This is a genomic window from Nostoc sp. JL33, from assembly GCF_017114985.1.
Lineage (GTDB): Bacteria > Cyanobacteriota > Cyanobacteriia > Cyanobacteriales > Nostocaceae > Nostoc.
In genome coordinates, this window is record NZ_JABXKP010000053.1 from 31946 (window position 1) to 49995 (window position 18050).

The window sequence follows — 18050 nt, forward strand, 5'->3', positions numbered from 1 at the left end:
ATTTCTCCCTGATTTTCCCCACTCTTCACTCCCCAGTTAAAATAGTTGGTGGCGCGATCGCCGAAATAACAAATGGGTTCGCCGAAATAACAAATGGGTTCGCCGAAATAACAAATGAGTTCGCCGATGTAACAAATGGGTTCGCCGATGTAACAAATGGGTTCGCCGAAATAGCAAATGGAGTCCCCGAAATAGCAAATGGAGTCGCCGAAATAGCAAATGCGTAGCCGTAGCCAGCCGTAGGCATCGCCGAAATAGCAAATACGTAGGCGTAGCCAGCCGTAGGCATTAAGATTTGGCTGCCCAAAGTAGGGAAATGTCGTACTTATTAAACATCGAATCGGCACTCACAAGCGTCATTTCTTCTATCTGAGCCTGTGCAATCAACATTCTGTCAAAAGGATCTCGGTGATGCAAAGGTAAAGCAGCCGCTTGCAAAGCATGAGAAGCTGTAATTTCTAGCGATCGCATTGCCAACACCGTCATCCGACTAGAAATATAACTGTCTAGGGGATCTGCCAGTGGTAACTTGCCGATCGCAACTTTTATCCCCATTTCCCAAATGCTGGCAACTGAGAGCCACAATTCATTGGTTTCATCCGCAATATGGGCGATCGCTGCTTAATTCAAAAGCTCTGGTTGGGTAAACCACCATAACCAGCACTGCGTATCTAGCAAAAGTTTCACTCCTCACCGCCCTCAAATGCTGCCAAAATTTCTTCTGGCAAAGGGGCATTGAAGTCATCTGGCACTACAAAACGCCCTTTATCTTGCCCTAAACTATTGAGTCGATTTGATGAGGTGCGAAACGGAACCAACTTGGCAACAGGAATGCCTCGGTTGGAAATAATGATTTCTTCTCCAAGTTCTACGCGCGACAATAGCTTTGAGAGATTCGTTTTAGCTTGATGAATATTTACAGTTTCCATAAGATTAAACTAAGTCTGTAAACTAAGTTTAGTCTGGTTGTCATAGCGGTGCAAGAGCGATGTCTACGACGGGCTATTTATTCGGCGTCGCTCAGTTAGATCACCGATCCAGTAAGCTGTAAGTGAGCGTTGTCCATGATTGTGATATGAAAACTTTTACTGCGATCGTTGAAAGAGATCCTGATACTAAATTCTATGTTGGCTATGTCCCTGGCTTTCCTGGAGCGTATTCTCAAGGCGAAACCCTGGATGAATTGCAGGAAAATTTGCGTGAACTTATTGAGATGCTTTTAGAAGATGAGGATCTGGTGTTCGAGACAGAGTTTATGGGTACACAACAGATTGTGGTTCAGTAGACCATGAGTAATATTCCTGTTTTGATAATCACCTAAGCATTGTGGTGTATTAGTTAGACTAGAAACTACTCAATTATTTAAAAGTCGAATGTCACTCAACTATCCTGCCTCATGGCGTTTTGCACGTTTAGATAAAGTAGTGATTCCTGACTCAGCAATTTCTGAATTCTTTGATCTCATTGGTAAAATCGCAGCACAGGGCGACCGTTGGTGGTTTCTAGAGCGTTTCAAAGCCTTTTTTGCAAATGCAGTGGGTTCGACAAGCTCCCAGAGTTCTTCAGAAAGTTGGGCAGAGACAGATTTACGGTCATACATGCAAGAAGCAGCCATCAATCCACCTATTTTTCTGGAGGCGTTATATGATACCTGTGAGAGCTTTCGCAATACTCAATATGCTGTTCCTGAGGTTGAGATATTGAATGATATTTGTCATAAGCACAGTATTAGATATCAAATTCATCCCCCAAATCTCTTAAAACTGAGTGAAGGTGAAGAAACTATCGCTGTACCTCAATCACCACCAACACTCGCTGAGTCGGCGGTTCAAACTCTGCAAGAATCCCTAAATCGTGCTGAACAGTTACTAACAGAGAACCGACCCACAGAGGCAGTTCAACAAATGCTTTGGATTCTAGAGTCGATTGCAACTGTATTTAAAGGCGTGTCACTGGCATCAGGCACGACAATCAAAGGAAAATATTTTAACGAGATCATAAGGGATCTCCGTAAAGAATATCAAGGGACAACACTGGAGCGTATGTTAGATTGGGCTTCTCAGCTACATGGTTATCTTTCAACTACAACTGGTGGAGGCGTTCGGCATGGAATTGATTTAAAAGATGGTAAACCAATAACGCTTGCGGAGGGTCGCCTATTTTGCAATCTTATTCGCTCCTATATCTCGTTTTTGCTTACCGAGCATGAGCGGATCATTAAAGATATGTCGAGTGATGCTTAACACTGCGCTATACGCAGTGCTTGACCTGCTTGGGATAAACTACAATATTCACAGCGATCAGCTGCTCTTTAGGATAACCAATCGACGTAAAGCATCTGAAATGTTTACCATTTATCCCTGCTGCATTACACGCTGCGATCGCAAGTGCAGCAGAGATAAAAATTCTGCCAACTCAACTAGCCCTTCTGCTTCTGGTCGCTCTGCTTGGGTAAGCACTTTACCTGCATCTTGGCGATCCAGCAGAAATTGCAGACACTCTTGTACAGCTTCAGGAAGTTGAAAGTGAGTCAGTTCAACAGGTATCTCAATAATTTCAGCCATGCAAAGTATGTCTACCAAAATCGCAATCACTTGTAGAGCCAGTCTAACTCAATGTGCGTTGTGGTAGACGATCTGATATTTGAGAATTAAGCTGTCCGAAAACGCGCCAACTCTTCACCTGTTTTAGCATCATGAGCATGGACTGTACACACCAAACATGAATCAAACGATCGCGCCACATGACCAACTTCTACCGGATCGCTAGAATCATAAATGGGTGTCCCAATTAAAGCTTCTTCAATGGGGCCGCGGATTCCTTCACCGTCACGAGGGCCGATATTCCAAGTACCTGGGGCAATCACTTGGTAATTCTTAATTTTACCGCCCTCCACTTCTACCCAGTGAGATAAGGAACCCCGCGCTGCTTCTGTTGCACCCCAACCCTTACCATCTTTTTCTGTGGGTTTGATATACCAGGGGTCGTTTAATTTGAATTCGCGTAAACAGTGTTCAGCTTGACGATATAACTTGACAAGTTCGTGAACTCGTGCTAGCTGACGCACATGAATACTAGCACCACCCATTTCTTTGAAGACATCGAGGATCAAGCCGTCGTAGTGTTGCCAAGATTCGCCATGTTTGCCACCTGCAACTAATTGACGTGCTAAGGGGCCAGTTTCCAAACGTCCAAAGTCTTTGTGAAGGACTGCACTCGACCAAGAGTAGGCGTTATCGAAGTCTTTGGTATTAATTGCAGTGGGTAAAGTTATGCGATCGCTAGGGTGAATGTCTGCTGTCCCTTCATCGTACCAGGAGTGAGTTGTATTCTCGCGCGTAAATGACTGATCCATTAAGGTGTGAGTGTCTGCGAAGCTGTCGTACACTCCACTTTTCATGATCATCGCCGCATTTCGTCCTTCGATAGTCGGCTTTTGGTATTTATCTTCATGGGCTAAATATCCCCAAGTGACATATTTACCAACACCAGCACCATATCTATCTAGACCGATATCTAAACCCATGCGCCAATAAAAACCTAAGTCAGAATCTCGATGATTTCGGTCTTCATCTAACCAGTTATTGAAGTCGTCATAAGTCTGGATTTCTTCATAGCGTTCTAATGAACAACCTAACCACACTGGTTCTAACCAATTGGTGCGGAAATATTCTAGAATCGCCCAAGCGCGGGTGATGTCTGTTAAAGTGGGGGCGCACATTACGCCACCAGGAACCATGTAGCTAGAATGTGGCCATTGTCCGCCCAATAGTGCATAAATTTCTACAGGTTTAGCGGAAATTGTAATGCCTAGTTCGTAAGATTTACCTGTGAAGGCGGCAAAGCGTTTAACTGCTTCGTCATAAAAGCGACTATGGCGATATTTTTTATTGGTTAAATCAATCGCAAATAGACCATAAAAATAGCGGGGTATACTTTGAATTGTCTCGACAATTTGACCGAGATTTCTGGCTAAAATTGCATTGCGGGGAACTTCAGTTTCCCAAGCTGTATCTAATGCCCAAGATGCACAAGTTAGGTGAGAACCGCCGCAAATTCCGCAAATGCGAGGCGTGACAATTAATCCGGCTTGGGGATCTTTACCCCGTAGGATAACTTCAAATCCGCGAAATAATTCGGCGTGTGTCCAAGCGTTGACTACTCTTCCATTCTCAATGTCAACTCGAACATCTAAATCACCTTCAACTCTACCGACGGGCGAAATGTCTAATGATTGAATTCCCATTATCTTCTCCTTTAATTATTGAGGGGAGTAGGGAGTGGGGAGTGGGGAGTGGGGGAAATTGACTTATTCCTCATTCCCTGTTCCCTATTCCCTATTCCCTAAACCCTAAAAAAGTCTTCTTCTGCCCAAGGTGGTGCGGCATCTTTGGCGATCATTGTGAGTAAGGCGTAATCTTTTTTGTTCACCCCTGGCGGTAATTCTTTGGGAACTCCCATGACTGTTTGGGTTTTAAATACGGTTCCAGGTTTGAGATCAAAGAAGGGAAATTCTGGTTCTGTGCAACCTAAACAAGGCATTCCAACGCGGGTTTTGGAAGAGACGCGGTTCCACAAGATGCGGTTGCAAGAGGAATGAGTCATGGGGCCGCGACAACCCAAGTCATAAAATAGGCAGCCTTTACGCTGACCAAATTCGGCGGTTGATGCTTTGTAGGCAAAGTGAACGTTACGGGTACAACCTGTTTGGGTATAGCTGTTGAAGAAGGTTTGCGGACGATTTAGTTCATCGAAAGCAATGTCTGCTATGCGTCCAGTAGCGATCGCAACTAATATCTGCGTAATCCAGTCGGGATGGGCGGGACATCCAGGTATATTAATTACAGGTAATCCAGCTTGAGACAAGAAGTCTTTACCTAAAAAACCGCCTTCTTGACGCTTGAGAAATTGCAAACCTTCCGATTCGCTGGGGTTGGGTGACATCGCCGGAATTCCTCCCCATGTGGCACAATCTCCCACAGCGACGATAAATTTAGCAACTTTGGCGAGGTCTGCTAACCAGTCTTTCATGGCGCGATCGGCAAACCGATTCCATTCGCCTGTGCCGTTGGGAGCGTTGACAACGCTGCCTTCAAATACCAAGATATCTAGGGGAATTGTGCCAGAAATACAATCCCGCAGCAGTGTTTGCAAATTGTTGCCTAATTCCACTCCCAAGGAGGGATGCCAAAGTAAGTTAATGCCAAAGTCCGCAATTAAATCGCAGACTGTGGGTTCTTCAGCGTTGAGAAATGACATCGTGTTGCCTGAACAAGCACCACCCTGTAGCCATAGTACGTTAGTCATTGGCTATGCGTTTTTCTATTGTTTACCATGCATGATGTAGGTGATAATGCTTGTAAAGTCTCACCTGTTTATCAATATTTATATTTCAATTCTAAGATATTTTTTTATTTAATTCACTCTCATTAAAAAAGAATTAATCATTAACAATAACTTAAATTCGATTAAGATTATTTTCAAAGGTTATGTCTGTTATGTATGTAACACATTTAAAAATAAAAAATAGTATAAATTAAATTGCCTTTTGTTTTTAACTACTGATGTTAATAGCGGTTCCAAGGTGCATGAAGTACATCACAATCAAAACCTCATCCCCAGCCCCTCTCCTTGCTAAGGAGAGGGGAAATAAAGCACAGCTTTATCGGGGTGAGGTTAATTGGCTATGCAAATGTTAAAGACTAGAGTCCACTACTACAATAGCTATATACAGGTGAGGTTATGAGTATTTTAACCCGTCAGATTTTAATATAAAAACTGAGTTAAATACAGAAAAATATCGGGGTGCAAAGTCTTGCGCCCCGTCAGCTATATATCAATTGTTTTAGGATTTTGGTTGTGCAGCCTGCCTAACAAGTTGTTCGTCCAAACCTAACCCTTGAGCTATCTGCTCAATACTCAACCCAAACGCTAATAACTGGGGTATTATTTCTAACTTACTTTCTTCCAAAACTTCTTGTTTACCTTGTTTTTTACCTTCTTCAAAAACATCTTGGAAAAATCTAGTTTGCCTCAAGTCATTTAATTCAAACATTTTCCCGATCTCCTCCTGGCTCAATCGCGGCAACTTATAGATTAATATCGTCTCTATTAAACGCACTGTTAAGGGTTCGCGCATCCTATTGTTTTAGGATTTCGGTTGTACAGCTTGCCTAACAACTTGTTCGTCCAAACCTAACGCTTGAGCTATTTGCTCAATACTCAACCCCAGCCCTAATAACTGAGGTATCGTTTCTAACTTACCTTCTTGTTTACCTTCTTCAAAAACATCTTGGTAGAATCTAGTTTGCTTTAACTCATTTGATCCAAACATTCTCCCTATCTCCTCCTGGCTCAATCGCGGCAACTTGTAGATTAATATTGTCTCTATCAATTGTATAATTTCTCTTGTAGTAGCGACATCTGGAATTTGCTGTCGGACACTGTTGACTATCTCTATAGCTCTTGTTGTCGCAGTTGATTCGGGTTCAATGATTAGTTTAACTGTCTCTATGCCGATTGATGATGTCTCAATTGAGCTTAATTCATTAAGATAGACGCGAGTCACCCGTTGTGAGTTGAGTAATTCTGCATATCTTTCGGTATCTCCAGTATCAACGCTGCGGTTGGGAAAGATGACTACACCACGCCAATTGTTGGTTAATTCGGTTTTGTCGAGATAGTTAAAGATTTCGGTAAACAAACGTGAGTAAAATTTTTTATCTGGCTGAAATTGGACTTCGGCAAAATAGATGGGTAGTTCTGCTGCATTTGGGAGGAATACACCATCGATTCTAAACGCCAGTTGTTTGACTTCTACTGATGAAAATTGATAAGCACTAGCTAGTTGCGGCGGTTGGTTAATCAGTTCAAAGAAAGTGGTGGGGATACTTTGGAAGATGCGATAAAAGATACTGTCTGTTTTCAAGGGAACTAGTTTTACAGTTGATGAACGTATTTTACACCTCGACGATTTGGACTACACAAAAATTAGCTGGTAAGATACTGCATATATGTATGTCAACAATTCAATAAAGAATATTTGGATTGTGTTTAGTGATGATACAAAACACCTTATAAAAATGTAAGGTGTTTAAAACTAACATTAATATTGGCAATTTCCCCCTAGAATTTTAGAAATAGGGTGTTTTATAGTAAAAAAATTGATAGGGCATTGGGCATGGGATCAATTTCCCTAGTCCCTAATCCTTAGCCCTAGTCTCAGACAAGAAAAGGGGAATTCCGCCTAAAGGACTCGAAGCCTGCGTAAATCAGTAGGGCCCGTGATCAGATACTTTCAGCGTGTCTTGATCATTCGTGGGCGTTGACAGACTCAATTCCCAATTGGCTAGAGTACGGCAGAGTTATGATCCCCAGCATTACAGATTCAACGGTGAAGGCTGCGATCGCAGCTATTGCATCGGAGTCAGCTACAGCAGAAGAAAAAATCCAGATGCTGATCGAGATAGCACAAGGCTTTCAAAAAAAGCCCAAAACAGCCCAAGACTTGCGAAATGCAGTTGGGTTATATTACCGGGCTTATGAAATGTGTGGTGAGGAATACCCCCTGCTGAAAGCCAGGGCGCAAGTGGGGATGGCAGGGACGTTACAAGCAATACCGGATGCTGACTACCAACTGCTGGTGCAAGCGAAAGCAGGTTATGAAGAGGCGTTGCCAATTTTACAACAATTAGCAACGCCAGAGGAAGTGGCAGAGACGCAAATGAATTTTGGGCTGGTGTTGCAGTCGCTTGTACCATTCAATTTGGCACGGATAACCGACAGCATCCAAGCTTATCATGAGGCTTTGCGGGTGTTCACTTGGGAAAATTACCCCCAGGAATACGCGATTTTGTATAACAATATTGCGATCGCTTACCTTTCCATGCCCCTAGCATCCGAACGGGAATACTTGCGTCAAGGGTTAGCAGTGCAGTCATTTGAGGTGGCACTAAAGCATATTAATTTGATTGATCATCCCAGAGAATATGCGATGTTGCAAAACAACTTGGGTAACGCTTTGCAATATTTAGTCAGTTCCCATCCTGTGGAGAATAATTTAAGAGCGATCGCAGCTTACGATGAAGCGTTAAAAGTGCGTAATCCTAAAGATACACCTCTAGAGTACGCTAACACAATTTCTAACAAAGCCAACGCCTTATTCAATTTACCAGACGACCAGGAAAAACCAGAAGCTGGTAATCTTAAAAATCTTTTACAAGCGCGTATCTACTATCAAGATGCTTTAGAAATATTTACGAAATATCAACAAATTGGACAAGCAGAGGTAGTAGCCCAAGCGCTACAAGATGTAGAAGCGGAAATCAAGGGTTAAGAGTTATAAGTTATGGATCTAATTTGATTCCTAACTCTTTACTCTTAACTTTAACAATGAGAAAAAAGCAGCATGAGAGATATTTTAACCTACCAAAATGTGATAACTTTTATCACAAGTTTAGCAGATGGTGACTTGAACATAGCAACAGGATTCGTTTGGCTAATCATCGCCACAGCCTTATCTATGGCCGGCGGTGCAATTGGAGGAATGCTGTTAGCTGGAAAAGATATAGGCTATCAGTTTTCAGCAATGCTTGGTGCATTATTTGCCCCTGCCGGTGTAATTCCCGCCATCCTCTTAGGGCTTGTTGTCTTAAATTTATTGACAAATTATTAGGAGAAAATATGTTAGAGATAGGGTGGTTTTCTGCCAAGTTATTTTTTAAAGGAAAGCTACTACGCGACCCGATGTATTTTGTCAAACAAACTACTATTGGTATTGCTGTAGGTTTCTTACTGCTAGTGTTACTCGCACAAGCCCCAATTCCCTTCTACTTACCAATAATATTATCTAGCTTAGTGACAGGCATGATTATGCCATTTCTCCTCAAAGATTTCAAAATGAAGTAATTTGCCATTTTTACTTTGTCCAAAGCTAACGACTAATACCTCATACCCAATTTTGGATTTGCAATTTTAGATTGTTCAATCCAAAATCCGTCTTAAAAAGTTTGCTCAACGGGGGGAACCCCCGCACGCAACTTTTGTCTCCGACACGCTACGCGAACGCAAAATCTAAAATCTAAAATTCTTCTACCCCATGCCCAACCTTGAAGAATTAGTTCAGGAAATTAACCGCTTTGAGGCAATTATATCCGAGTGGGATGAAAGCCAACGGTGTGTAGCAGTAGGTTTAAAAAGAGCAATTGAAGCTTTGCATAAAGCTGCATTGACTAGTTTGATTAAAAACCTAAAACAAGAATCAATGCCAGCTTTGCGTCATGCTGTTGCAGATGAAGTTGTGTATGCAGTGCTACTGTATCACGAACTAGTAAAACCACCAAAACTTCCACTTTCACAACGTGTTGAGACAGCCCTTGAAGAAGTTCGCCCAGGTTTAAAAAGCCATAATGGGGATGTAGAACTAGTGGCAATTAAGCCACCAGATACAGTAGAAATCAGATTAATCGGAACTTGCAGCAGTTGTCCGGCTTCTACTTTGACTTTATCTCAGGGAGTAGAACAGGCAATCAAAAACCATTGTCCCGAAATTACCAAAGTAGTTGCAGCCAGTAATAACCCTACTGTTAACAATGTGAATGTCGGTTTAATCAGTCCATTCTCTTCAAAAATAACTTCTACTTGGATCAAAGTGGCAGCTATTGATCAAGTTGCTGAATTTAGTGTATTGGCAGTACAATTTGCTGGGAATTCACTGATTTTACATCGCCAAGGTGCTACAGTAAAATGTTACCGGAATGCTTGTGCTCATCTAGGATCTCCCTTAGAAAAGGGTAAAGTTGAAAATGGTATTATTACCTGTCCTTCCCACGGATTTCAGTACAAGTTAGAGACAGGTGAATGCTTAACAGCACCCGATGTTTCGCTTCAGTCCTATCCAGTAAAAATTAAAGACGATAAGGTTTTTGTGAAACTGCAAAATTGATGAATGCAGAAGTTTTTTAAAGGTTTTAACTAAATTTGGAAAAAAACATAATGCAAAATTGTTACTGTTGTTACATGGTGACAAACATTAATGTTTTTAAATAATTAACAACGTCTATCTGCGGTTCATGGATATCCCAATCATAATTAATCCCATACCACAATTACCGCCGGAAGCAACAGAAATTTATCAACAATTACCTTTATCACCTCAAGGTGCAGAGGTAATTTTAGGTAACATTATTGAACCACAGCAATTAGTGATACCTGTAGCACCCAGTTCCATAACAATGTTTGGGCCTCGTGCTGCTTGTTTGTTATCAGAAACTGGCCCTTTGTGGGTATCAGATACGGGACATCATCGATTATTGGGATGGCAGAATTTACCCACCAGAGATAGTCAACAGGCTGATTGGGTAATTGGACAACCTGACTTTTATCATGAAGGACAAAATGCTAAAAGTACACCAGGAAGGGCAACCTTAAGTGTCCCAACAGGGATTTGTGCTTGTGGCGAAGGGTTAGCTGTAGCAGATGCTTGGAATCATCGGGTTTTGATTTGGAAACACTTACCAGAAGATAGCAATGTTCCAGCAGATTTGGTGTTAGGGCAAGTTAATTTTACCGAGAATGAACCGAATCGGGGAAATCAACAAGCATCTGCTAGTACAATGCACTGGCCTTATGGTGTTTTCTATCATCAAGGACGGCTATTTATTGCTGACACTGGTAATCGAAGGGTATTAATTTGGCATCAATTACCAACAGAAAATGGTCAATCGGCTGATTTAGTTTTGGGACAACCGGATATAATCTCTCGCAATGAAAACGGTGGTAGTTCTCCAACCGCAGCGAGTATGCGTTGGTGTCATGATATTACCTTTTGGGGAGAGAATTTGGTTGTTAGCGATGCAGGTAATCACCGAGTGATGATTTGGCAGGGAATACCAACAGTAAATAATGCCCCTTGTGCAGTGGTTTTAGGACAAAAAAGCTTTGATTCTGTAGAAATGAATCAAGGAGTTTATTATCCTAGCGCTAGTAGTTTAAGTATGCCTTATGGTGTGGGGGTGGCTGGGGATTGGTTAGTAGTTGCAGATACTGCTAATTCCCGTTTGTTAGGATGGAGAAAGCCAGAATCTATTTTATCACTGCAAGGTGCAGTGGCAGATGGTTTGGCAGCACAGATAAATTTTCAAAGTAAAGGTGAAAATCGGAACTTCGGGCTACCGAAACGAGATAGCTTAAATTGGTGTTATGGCATAAAAATTTGTGGCAAAACAGCAGTAATAGCTGATTCTGGAAATAACCGAATATTGCTGTGGCAGTTTAACTATGCCGACTGAAGAAATTAGAGTTAGTGGTACTGTTCAAGGAGTAGGATTTCGCCCTACTGTATATCGTCTCGCTAAAGCCTGCGGTTTGCGTGGAGAGGTTTGTAATGATGGCCAAGGTGTTTTAATTCGGGTATCTGGTAGTGAGAAAGCAATAACCGAATTTGTTGCCAGATTGCAAAGAGAATGTCCACCGTTAGCAAGAATTAATCAACTAACAAGAATTATTTATAAAGGTGAATTAGAATTTGATAATTTTGTGATTTCTCCTAGTGTCAGTAATGCGATTAAAACAGAAATTACCCCTGATGCAGCCACTTGTCCGCAATGTCAACAAGAAATATTCGACCCCTTTAGCCGCTTTTATCGTTACCCATTTACTAACTGCACTCATTGCGGCCCCCGCCTGAGTATTATTCGTGCCATTCCTTACGATAGATGCAATACCAGTATGTCTGCGTTTCCCATCTGTTCAGAATGTGCAAAGGAATACCACGATGTCGAAAACCGCCGTTTTCACGCCCAACCTGTAGCTTGTCATGCTTGCGGCCCCGCAGCTTGGTTAGAACGCGCCGATAGGAAATCGGTTACTGCTTCCATGTTCTCCATGCTGGATGATGTTGATGCCGTTTGTACCCTGTTGCAAAAGGGTGAGATTGTGGCAATTAAAGGGTTAAGTGGTATTCATCTAGCTTGTGATGCAACACAAGAAACTGCTGTACAAAAACTGCGTCAGCGAAAAAAGCGCTATCATAAACCTTTTGCTTTAATGGCGCGAGATATTGAGATAATTGCAGAATACTGCACCATTAATCCCAAGGAAAAAGAATTATTGGCAAGTGCTGCTGCACCAATTGTTTTACTACAGGCAATAGGTAAAAAAGTAGTAGCTTCTTCTGTTGCAGTAGGGCAAAATACCCTCGGTTTCATGCTACCTTATACGCCTTTACATCATTTAATTCTGCGGCGGATGAATCGCCCAATTGTTTTAACAAGTGGCAATCTTGCCGATGAACCGCAATGTATTGATAATGACGAAGCAAGAGAAAAATTAGATCACATCGCTGATTATTTTCTCTTTCACAATCGCGAAATTATTAATCGGGTAGATGATTCAGTTGTGCGGGTTATTGGCGATAAAATCCAAACAATTCGCCGTGCCAGAGGATATGCACCCGCACCGATTAGTTTACCACCGGGATTTCACAAGTTACCGCAAATTTTAGCAATGGGCAGTGAGTTAAAAAATACCTTTTGCTTATTGCGTGAAGGAGAAGCAATTCTCTCTCAACATTTGGGAGATTTAGAAAATGCTGCGGCTTTTAATGCTTACCAAGAGACTTTGAATTTATACTTAAATTTATTTGAGCATAAGCCAGAAGTAATTGCCATTGATAAACATCCTGAATATCTCTCAAGCAAACTTGGTAAACAACTTGCGGACACAAATCAAATCAAAATTTACCAAATCCAACATCATCACGCCCATATCGCCGCTTGCATGGCAGAAAATGGTATTCCTTTAGATTCACCTCCAGTATTAGGCATTGCTTTAGATGGTTTAGGTTACGGTGATGATGCTACACTCTGGGGTGGAGAATTCCTTTTAGCAGATTACCGGAGATTTCAGCGACTAGCAACATTTAAACCAGTAGCAATGATTGGTGGTGAACAAGCAATTTATCAGCCTTGGCGTAATACGTATGCCCAATTAATAGCTGCTAACCTTTGGGATGACTGTCAACAACAGCAATATGCTGATTTAGAAATCGTAAAATTTTTGAATAAAAAACCACTAAAACTACTTAATCAACTTATTGACAAAGGGATTAACTCGCCTCCAGCTTCCTCAGTGGGACGGTTGTTTGATGCAGTGGCGGCGGCTATCGGTATTTATAGAGAAGAATGTAGCTATGAAGGACAAGCTGCGATCGCAATGGAAGCTATAGTAGATGTTAGCAGGTTAAATAATGATAAAGAAACGCTAATATATCCTTTTAGTTTTAGCTTTTCAGATAGGATTTATTGTATAGACCCGCGTCCAATGTGGCAAGCCTTGCTCAATGACTTACAGCAGCAGATTCCACAACCAGTTATGGCTGCTAAATTTCACCAAGGTTTAGCTAATGCGATTGTGGAGATGGTTAAGTATCTTTCTCAAGAAAATCTGATTTCTCAGGTAGCGCTAACAGGAGGAGTATTTCAAAATTGTATATTGTTAGAGCAAGTTACCAAACTATTACAAATATCGGGAATAAAAGTACTCACTCACAGCTTAGTTCCAGCTAATGACGGCGGGTTATCTTTAGGACAAGCAGTTATTGCAGCCGCACAATTAATACATAAGTGCTGAGAGTGGATAACCTTTTTCTCACAAATAATTCTCTCTGTGTTCTCCGCGCCTCTGCGGTTAGTTTATCTTAAAAAATAAAAAAATGTGCTTAGGAATCCCCGGTCAAATTATTGAAATAGCTGATGTTAACCACAAATTAGCCATAGTTAACATTGGTGGTGTTAAGCGCCAAGTAAATATTGCTTGTATCGTAGATGAACAACATCCCCCCGAAGCTTGTATTGGGGATTGGGTATTAGTACATGTTGGCTTTGCTATGAATCGAATTAATGAACAAGAAGCGGCGGAAACATTACAACTATTCCAAGAATTAGCAGCAGCACAAACAGGGATTAGTACTTAAATAAGCTGTTCCACATTTAACTTGCATAATTAGGGCGGGCAAGATGCCCACCCCACAAGATTTTAATTAAATTTAGATATGTAAACTAGATGTGGAACAGCTTAATAGATATTCTTTGTCTGACGCAGAGTCGTAGAGAAAGAGTCTAATTTCTTTCTTTACTTTCTTTCTTCCTTCGCGTCCTTCGCGTCCTTCTCTAACGAGACGCTGCGCGTAGCTTGTCCTCCGCAGGAGTACGCGGTTCGTTAAAAAAAACTCATTACCACAAAAGCGAAATTAACTGATACACATCCTATGAAATATGTTGACGAATTCCGCGAACCAGAAAAAGCTGAAGCCATACGCCGCGAAATTGCCAAATTATGCAACCAGCTAGAAAAACCCATCAAAATCATGGAAGTATGCGGCGGACATACCCATTCCATATTTAAATACGGTATCGAAGAAATATTACCCCAAACCATTGAATTAATTCATGGGCCTGGTTGTCCAGTATGCGTTATGCCAAAAGGGAGATTAGATGATGCGATCGCAATCTCCCAAAATTCTAACGTCATTTTTGCCACCTTTGGCGACGCAATGCGAGTTCCCGGTTCCAAAACCAGTTTATTGCAAGCTAGGGCACAAGGTGCAGACATCCGTATGGTGTACTCTCCCCTAGACAGCCTGCAAATTGCCAGAGATAACCCCGACAAACAAGTAGTCTTCTTTGCATTAGGCTTTGAAACCACAGCCCCCAGCACCGCCTTCACCATTCTGCAAGCAGCAGCCGAGAAAATTGATAACTTTAGTATGTTTAGCAATCACGTCCTCGTGATTCCCGCCCTCAAAGCACTATTAGATAATCCCGACTTACAACTGGATGGATTTGTTGGGCCTGGTCATGTCAGCATGGTAATTGGCACTGAGCCTTATAAATTTATTTCCCAACAATATAATAAGCCAATAGTCGTCTCAGGATTTGAACCCTTAGATATTCTTCAATCAATTTGGATGTTATTGCAACAGCTAGTAGAAAATCGTTGTGAAGTCGAAAACCAATATAACCGAATTGTCCAGAAAAGCGGAAACACAGTAGCGCTGCAAGCCATCAACAAAGTTTTCGCCGTGCGAGATAGTTTTGATTGGCGTGGCTTAGGTGATATCCCCTATTCAGGATTAAAAATTCAACCTGAATATGCCCAATTTGATGCCGAACTTAAATTTACCATCCCTAATCTCAAAATAGCCGATCACAAAGCTTGTAAATGTGGAGAAATTCTCAAAGGAGTCTTAAAACCTTGGGAGTGTAAAGTATTCGGTACAGCTTGCACACCAGAAACCCCCATTGGTACTTGCATGGTATCTACTGAAGGCGCTTGTGCAGCCTATTACAAATATGGGCGACTCTCCACCATTGCCAAAAGAACAATCGCCCAAAAACCAAAAATAACTCAAGAACCTCTCCCCGCCTGCGGCTTCTCCTCAGACTAAATACTCTGCGTACCTCTGCGCTTCCCTTTGCGCCCCTTTGCGTTTAAAAAAATTTTAATATGAACATTTCCCCCACAAACCCAATCCAAAATCCCCTATTCCAAAAAATAGAACAAGTCCGCCGTCGCCAAAGTAAAGTGCAAGACACTCATATAACTCTCGCACATGGTAGCGGTGGCAAAGCCATGCGTGATTTAATAGATGATATATTCGTCAGCAATTTTGATAACCCGATTCTCTCCCAACTAGAAGACCAAGCCAGCTTCAACTTAGCCTCTCTCATACAACAAGGAGACAGACTCGCATTTACAACAGATTCCTATGTTGTAGACCCGTTATTTTTTCCCGGCAGTGATATAGGAGAACTAGCCGTCAACGGTACAGTTAATGATTTAGCTGTAAGCGGTGCTAAACCTTTATATCTAACTTGTAGTGTAATTTTAGAAGAAGGATTACCTGTAGAAACCTTACGGCGTGTCGCAGCCAGCATGAAAGCAGCCGCAAAAAAAGCTAGTGTCCAAATTGTCACTGGTGACACAAAAGTTGTACATCGTGGTGCTGCCGATAAACTCTTTATTAATACTGCTGGTATTGGTATTATCCCGCGAGGAGTTAATATTTCTGCTCATAATATTCAACCTGGAGATGCCGTAATAATTAATGGTGAAATCGGCAATCATGGCGCAGCAATTTTAATTGCCCGTGGTGAATTAGCCTTAGTAACTAATATTGAAAGTGATTGTCAGCCCTTGCATAGTTTAGTAGAAACTATTCTTCATGCATGTCCCCAAATTCATGCTATGCGAGATGCTACACGCGGTGGTTTAGCCACAGTCTTAAATGAATTCGCCCTTAGTTCCGATGTGGGAATTCGTCTCTACGAAGAATCTATTCCAGTGCGTGAAGAAGTCAACGGAGTTTGCGAAATTCTCGGTTTAGACCCATTGTATTTAGCTAATGAAGGTAAGTTAGTTGTGGTGGTGGCAGGTAAATACGCAGAAGCTGTTTTATCTGCCATGAAATCTCATCCAGCAGGAAAAGATGCTTGTATTATTGGCGAAGTTATTACTTCACCCTCAGGTATCGTATTATTAAAAACACTTTTTGGTGCTGAAAGGATTGTTGATATGCTAGTAGGCGACCAATTGCCACGAATTTGTTAATATTTAATAGATTTTATCGTATGCACGAACTTGGAATTACTCAAAATATTGTGGCAATTGTATCTGAACACGCCAAAGGTGCAAAAGTGCAGCGAGTTTTATTAGAAATCGGCAAACTTTCAGCTATTATGCCCGATGCTATCCGATTTTGTTTTGATATTTGCACTCAAGGTACAGTTTTAGAAGGGGCGACATTAGAAATTTTGGAAATCCCAGGTTTAGCAAAATGTCGGCAATGTGGTGCAGAAATTTATTTAGATAAACCATTTGGTGTCTGTAGCTGCGGTAACGTGCAATTAGATTTAATTACTGGTGAAGAACTGAAAATTAAAGAAATAGAAATAGAGGAATTATGTGTGTAACCTGCGGTTGTTCTGATGATGGCGAAACTAAAATTACCAATTTGCAAACAGGTGAAGCTGAACATAACCATTATCATACTTTACCAGATGGTACTGTCATCACTCATTCACATAGTCACGACACTCATATAGAAGCGTCTCAAATTCATGCCAAAATACACAACACAACGATATCCTTAGAACAGGATATATTGGCAAAAAATAATTTGATAGCTGCCCAAAATCGGGGATGGTTTAAAGGTCGAAATATTCTCGCCTTAAATTTAATGAGTTCTCCCGGTGCAGGGAAAACAACTCTTTTAACGCGAACCATCAATGATTTAAAGCATAAATTATCTATTAGTGTGATTGAAGGCGACCAAGAAACTGCTAATGATGCCAAAAAAATTCAAGAAACAGGGTCTAAAGTCATCCAAATCAACACCGGAACAGGCTGCCATTTAGATGCATCAATGATAGACAGGGGTTTGCAACAACTGAATCCGCCACTGGACTCAATTGTGATGATTGAAAATGTCGGAAATTTGGTTTGTCCAGCCTTATTTGATTTAGGAGAAAATGCAAAAGTCGTGATTCTCTCCGTTACCGAAGGAGAAGATAAGCCGCTAAAATACCCGCATATGTTCCGTGCTAGTGATGTAATGATTCTCACTAAAATTGATTTGCTACCTTATGTAGATTTTGATGTTCAAAAGTGCATAGAATATGCTAAACAAGTAAATCCCCAAATTCAGATTTTTCAAATTTCTGCAACTACTGGTGCTGGGTTAGAGAATTGGTATGCGTGGCTAACTGCATCGTTATAACAAAAACTTTGCGCCCTTCTGCGCTTTCCTTCTCTGCGTTCGCGCAGCGTGTCGCAGACAGACGCTTTGCGAAAGCGTCCCTCTGCGTTTAAACTAAAACCTATTTTAAAGAAAAAATTTAAAATTTAACTAGCCTCTTAAACCGTCTTATACAGCCCCAAATACCTCTTTATCTGAAATAAAAAGAATAATGTAATTCTTCTAAAATTGCAACACCCTGCACTTTAGGAGTACAGGGTGGAAGACAGCGATAAGAGTGAATAAGCTATATTTT

At 41.4% G+C, this 18050-nt stretch carries 21 protein-coding genes; 13 read left to right on the forward strand and 8 right to left on the reverse strand.

The features are described from left to right. Window positions 1–25: 25 nt before the first annotated feature. From HWQ23_RS14625 to HWQ23_RS14635, 3 genes are all read right to left on the reverse strand, one after another. Window positions 26–307, reverse strand: coding sequence for a hypothetical protein (locus HWQ23_RS14625; RefSeq protein ID WP_292829446.1), 282 nt, complete (start codon window positions 305–307; stop codon window positions 26–28). After that, entirely contained in the window at window positions 289–615 is a 327-nt protein-coding gene (locus tag HWQ23_RS14630; protein ID WP_365741529.1) for a type II toxin-antitoxin system VapC family toxin, read from the reverse strand. Before HWQ23_RS14630 ends, HWQ23_RS14625 begins: the two co-directional genes overlap by 19 nt. 68 nt (window positions 616–683) lie before the next feature. Continuing rightward, a complete protein-coding gene (locus tag HWQ23_RS14635) occupies window positions 684–929 on the reverse strand; it encodes a type II toxin-antitoxin system Phd/YefM family antitoxin (protein ID WP_292755147.1) in 246 nt (81 codons plus the stop codon). A gap of 146 nt (window positions 930–1075) precedes the next feature. On the opposite strand from HWQ23_RS14635, the gene HWQ23_RS14640 reads away from it, so the two are divergent. Both HWQ23_RS14640 and HWQ23_RS14645 read left to right on the forward strand, forming a co-directional pair. Then, entirely contained in the window at window positions 1076–1285 is a 210-nt protein-coding gene (locus HWQ23_RS14640; RefSeq protein WP_292829448.1) for a type II toxin-antitoxin system HicB family antitoxin, read from the forward strand. A gap of 88 nt (window positions 1286–1373) precedes the next feature. Further along, window positions 1374–2243 carry a hypothetical protein gene (locus HWQ23_RS14645; protein WP_292829450.1) on the forward strand — a complete coding sequence of 290 codons (870 nt, stop codon included), beginning with the start codon at window positions 1374–1376 and terminating at the stop codon, window positions 2241–2243. Window positions 2244–2354: 111 nt separating this feature from the next. On the opposite strand, the gene HWQ23_RS14650 is transcribed toward HWQ23_RS14645, so the two are convergent. The 5 genes from HWQ23_RS14650 to HWQ23_RS14670 form a co-directional block, all read right to left on the reverse strand. Beyond that, window positions 2355–2564: a hypothetical protein gene (locus HWQ23_RS14650; protein WP_292829452.1), complete on the reverse strand. Its 210-nt coding sequence runs from the start codon at window positions 2562–2564 to the stop codon at window positions 2355–2357. Window positions 2565–2650: 86 nt separating this feature from the next. Further along, window positions 2651–4246: a nickel-dependent hydrogenase large subunit gene (locus tag HWQ23_RS14655; protein ID WP_292829454.1), complete on the reverse strand. Its 1596-nt coding sequence runs from the start codon at window positions 4244–4246 to the stop codon at window positions 2651–2653. Between the two features lie 98 nt (window positions 4247–4344). Then, window positions 4345–5307 (reverse strand): hydrogenase small subunit, encoded by a 963-nt coding sequence (locus HWQ23_RS14660; RefSeq protein WP_292829456.1) that lies wholly within the window; start codon window positions 5305–5307, stop codon window positions 4345–4347. 538 nt (window positions 5308–5845) lie between these two features. Next, window positions 5846–6055, reverse strand: a complete 210-nt coding sequence (locus HWQ23_RS14665; protein WP_292829458.1) for a hypothetical protein — start codon at window positions 6053–6055, stop codon at window positions 5846–5848. 93 nt (window positions 6056–6148) lie between these two features. Beyond that, window positions 6149–6928, reverse strand: coding sequence for an Rpn family recombination-promoting nuclease/putative transposase (locus tag HWQ23_RS14670; RefSeq protein WP_292829460.1), 780 nt, complete (start codon window positions 6926–6928; stop codon window positions 6149–6151). 438 nt (window positions 6929–7366) lie between these two features. Here HWQ23_RS14670 and HWQ23_RS14675 point away from each other — a divergent pair, with 438 nt between their 5' ends. The 11 genes from HWQ23_RS14675 to hypB all read left to right on the forward strand — a co-directional run bounded on the left by HWQ23_RS14675 (window position 7367) and on the right by hypB (window position 17776). Further along, window positions 7367–8335, forward strand: a complete 969-nt coding sequence (locus tag HWQ23_RS14675; protein ID WP_292829594.1) for a hypothetical protein — start codon at window positions 7367–7369, stop codon at window positions 8333–8335. A 72-nt stretch (window positions 8336–8407) separates the two neighbouring features. Then, window positions 8408–8674, forward strand: coding sequence for an asr0689 family protein (locus HWQ23_RS14680; RefSeq protein WP_292829462.1), 267 nt, complete (start codon window positions 8408–8410; stop codon window positions 8672–8674). 8 nt (window positions 8675–8682) lie between these two features. Continuing rightward, a complete protein-coding gene (locus tag HWQ23_RS14685; RefSeq protein WP_292829464.1) occupies window positions 8683–8907 on the forward strand; it encodes a hypothetical protein in 225 nt (74 codons plus the stop codon). A 190-nt stretch (window positions 8908–9097) separates the two neighbouring features. Further along, window positions 9098–9943 (forward strand): NifU family protein, encoded by an 846-nt coding sequence (locus HWQ23_RS14690; RefSeq protein WP_292829466.1) that lies wholly within the window; start codon window positions 9098–9100, stop codon window positions 9941–9943. A 127-nt stretch (window positions 9944–10070) separates the two neighbouring features. Beyond that, entirely contained in the window at window positions 10071–11288 is a 1218-nt protein-coding gene (locus tag HWQ23_RS14695) for an NHL repeat-containing protein (protein ID WP_292829468.1), read from the forward strand. Continuing rightward, window positions 11278–13629 carry a carbamoyltransferase HypF gene (gene hypF / locus HWQ23_RS14700; RefSeq protein ID WP_292829470.1) on the forward strand — a complete coding sequence of 784 codons (2352 nt, stop codon included), beginning with the start codon at window positions 11278–11280 and terminating at the stop codon, window positions 13627–13629. The genes HWQ23_RS14695 and hypF overlap by 11 nt, the downstream gene beginning before the upstream one ends. An 82-nt stretch (window positions 13630–13711) precedes the next feature. Continuing rightward, complete coding sequence (locus HWQ23_RS14705) at window positions 13712–13972, forward strand: HypC/HybG/HupF family hydrogenase formation chaperone (protein WP_292829472.1); 261 nt, start codon at window positions 13712–13714, stop codon at window positions 13970–13972. 294 nt (window positions 13973–14266) lie between these two features. After that, on the forward strand, window positions 14267–15445 hold the full coding sequence (hypD, locus tag HWQ23_RS14710; RefSeq protein ID WP_292829474.1) for a hydrogenase formation protein HypD: 1179 nt from the start codon (window positions 14267–14269) through the stop codon (window positions 15443–15445). Window positions 15446–15504: 59 nt separating this feature from the next. After that, a complete protein-coding gene (gene hypE / locus HWQ23_RS14715) occupies window positions 15505–16608 on the forward strand; it encodes a hydrogenase expression/formation protein HypE (protein WP_292829476.1) in 1104 nt (367 codons plus the stop codon). A 20-nt stretch (window positions 16609–16628) separates the two neighbouring features. Further along, window positions 16629–16970, forward strand: coding sequence for a hydrogenase maturation nickel metallochaperone HypA (gene hypA / locus HWQ23_RS14720; RefSeq protein WP_292829478.1), 342 nt, complete (start codon window positions 16629–16631; stop codon window positions 16968–16970). Beyond that, window positions 16961–17776 carry a hydrogenase nickel incorporation protein HypB gene (hypB, locus tag HWQ23_RS14725; RefSeq protein ID WP_292829480.1) on the forward strand — a complete coding sequence of 272 codons (816 nt, stop codon included), beginning with the start codon at window positions 16961–16963 and terminating at the stop codon, window positions 17774–17776. Before hypA ends, hypB begins: the two co-directional genes overlap by 10 nt. Window positions 17777–18050 lie beyond the last annotated feature (274 nt).

Bases quoted from the DNA above. Each gene is read 5' to 3' on its own strand.
- HWQ23_RS14640 (WP_292829448.1), top strand. From the start codon at position 1,076: ATGAAAACTTTTACTGCGATCGTTGAAAGAGATCCTGATACTAAATTC.
- HWQ23_RS14705 (WP_292829472.1), top strand. From the start codon at position 13,712: ATGTGCTTAGGAATCCCCGGTCAAATTATTGAAATAGCTGATGTTAAC.
- HWQ23_RS14665 (WP_292829458.1), bottom strand. From the start codon at position 6,055: ATGTTTGAATTAAATGACTTGAGGCAAACTAGATTTTTCCAAGATGTT.
- HWQ23_RS14680 (WP_292829462.1), top strand. From the start codon at position 8,408: ATGAGAGATATTTTAACCTACCAAAATGTGATAACTTTTATCACAAGT.
- HWQ23_RS14675 (WP_292829594.1), top strand. From the start codon at position 7,367: ATGATCCCCAGCATTACAGATTCAACGGTGAAGGCTGCGATCGCAGCT.
- hypA (WP_292829478.1), top strand. From the start codon at position 16,629: ATGCACGAACTTGGAATTACTCAAAATATTGTGGCAATTGTATCTGAA.
- HWQ23_RS14685 (WP_292829464.1), top strand. From the start codon at position 8,683: ATGTTAGAGATAGGGTGGTTTTCTGCCAAGTTATTTTTTAAAGGAAAG.
- HWQ23_RS14650 (WP_292829452.1), bottom strand. From the start codon at position 2,564: ATGGCTGAAATTATTGAGATACCTGTTGAACTGACTCACTTTCAACTT.
- hypD (WP_292829474.1), top strand. From the start codon at position 14,267: ATGAAATATGTTGACGAATTCCGCGAACCAGAAAAAGCTGAAGCCATA.
- hypE (WP_292829476.1), top strand. From the start codon at position 15,505: ATGAACATTTCCCCCACAAACCCAATCCAAAATCCCCTATTCCAAAAA.
- HWQ23_RS14690 (WP_292829466.1), top strand. From the start codon at position 9,098: ATGCCCAACCTTGAAGAATTAGTTCAGGAAATTAACCGCTTTGAGGCA.
- HWQ23_RS14655 (WP_292829454.1), bottom strand. From the start codon at position 4,246: ATGGGAATTCAATCATTAGACATTTCGCCCGTCGGTAGAGTTGAAGGT.
- HWQ23_RS14695 (WP_292829468.1), top strand. From the start codon at position 10,071: ATGGATATCCCAATCATAATTAATCCCATACCACAATTACCGCCGGAA.
- hypF (WP_292829470.1), top strand. From the start codon at position 11,278: ATGCCGACTGAAGAAATTAGAGTTAGTGGTACTGTTCAAGGAGTAGGA.
- HWQ23_RS14635 (WP_292755147.1), bottom strand. From the start codon at position 929: ATGGAAACTGTAAATATTCATCAAGCTAAAACGAATCTCTCAAAGCTA.
- HWQ23_RS14645 (WP_292829450.1), top strand. From the start codon at position 1,374: ATGTCACTCAACTATCCTGCCTCATGGCGTTTTGCACGTTTAGATAAA.
- hypB (WP_292829480.1), top strand. From the start codon at position 16,961: ATGTGTGTAACCTGCGGTTGTTCTGATGATGGCGAAACTAAAATTACC.
- HWQ23_RS14660 (WP_292829456.1), bottom strand. From the start codon at position 5,307: ATGACTAACGTACTATGGCTACAGGGTGGTGCTTGTTCAGGCAACACG.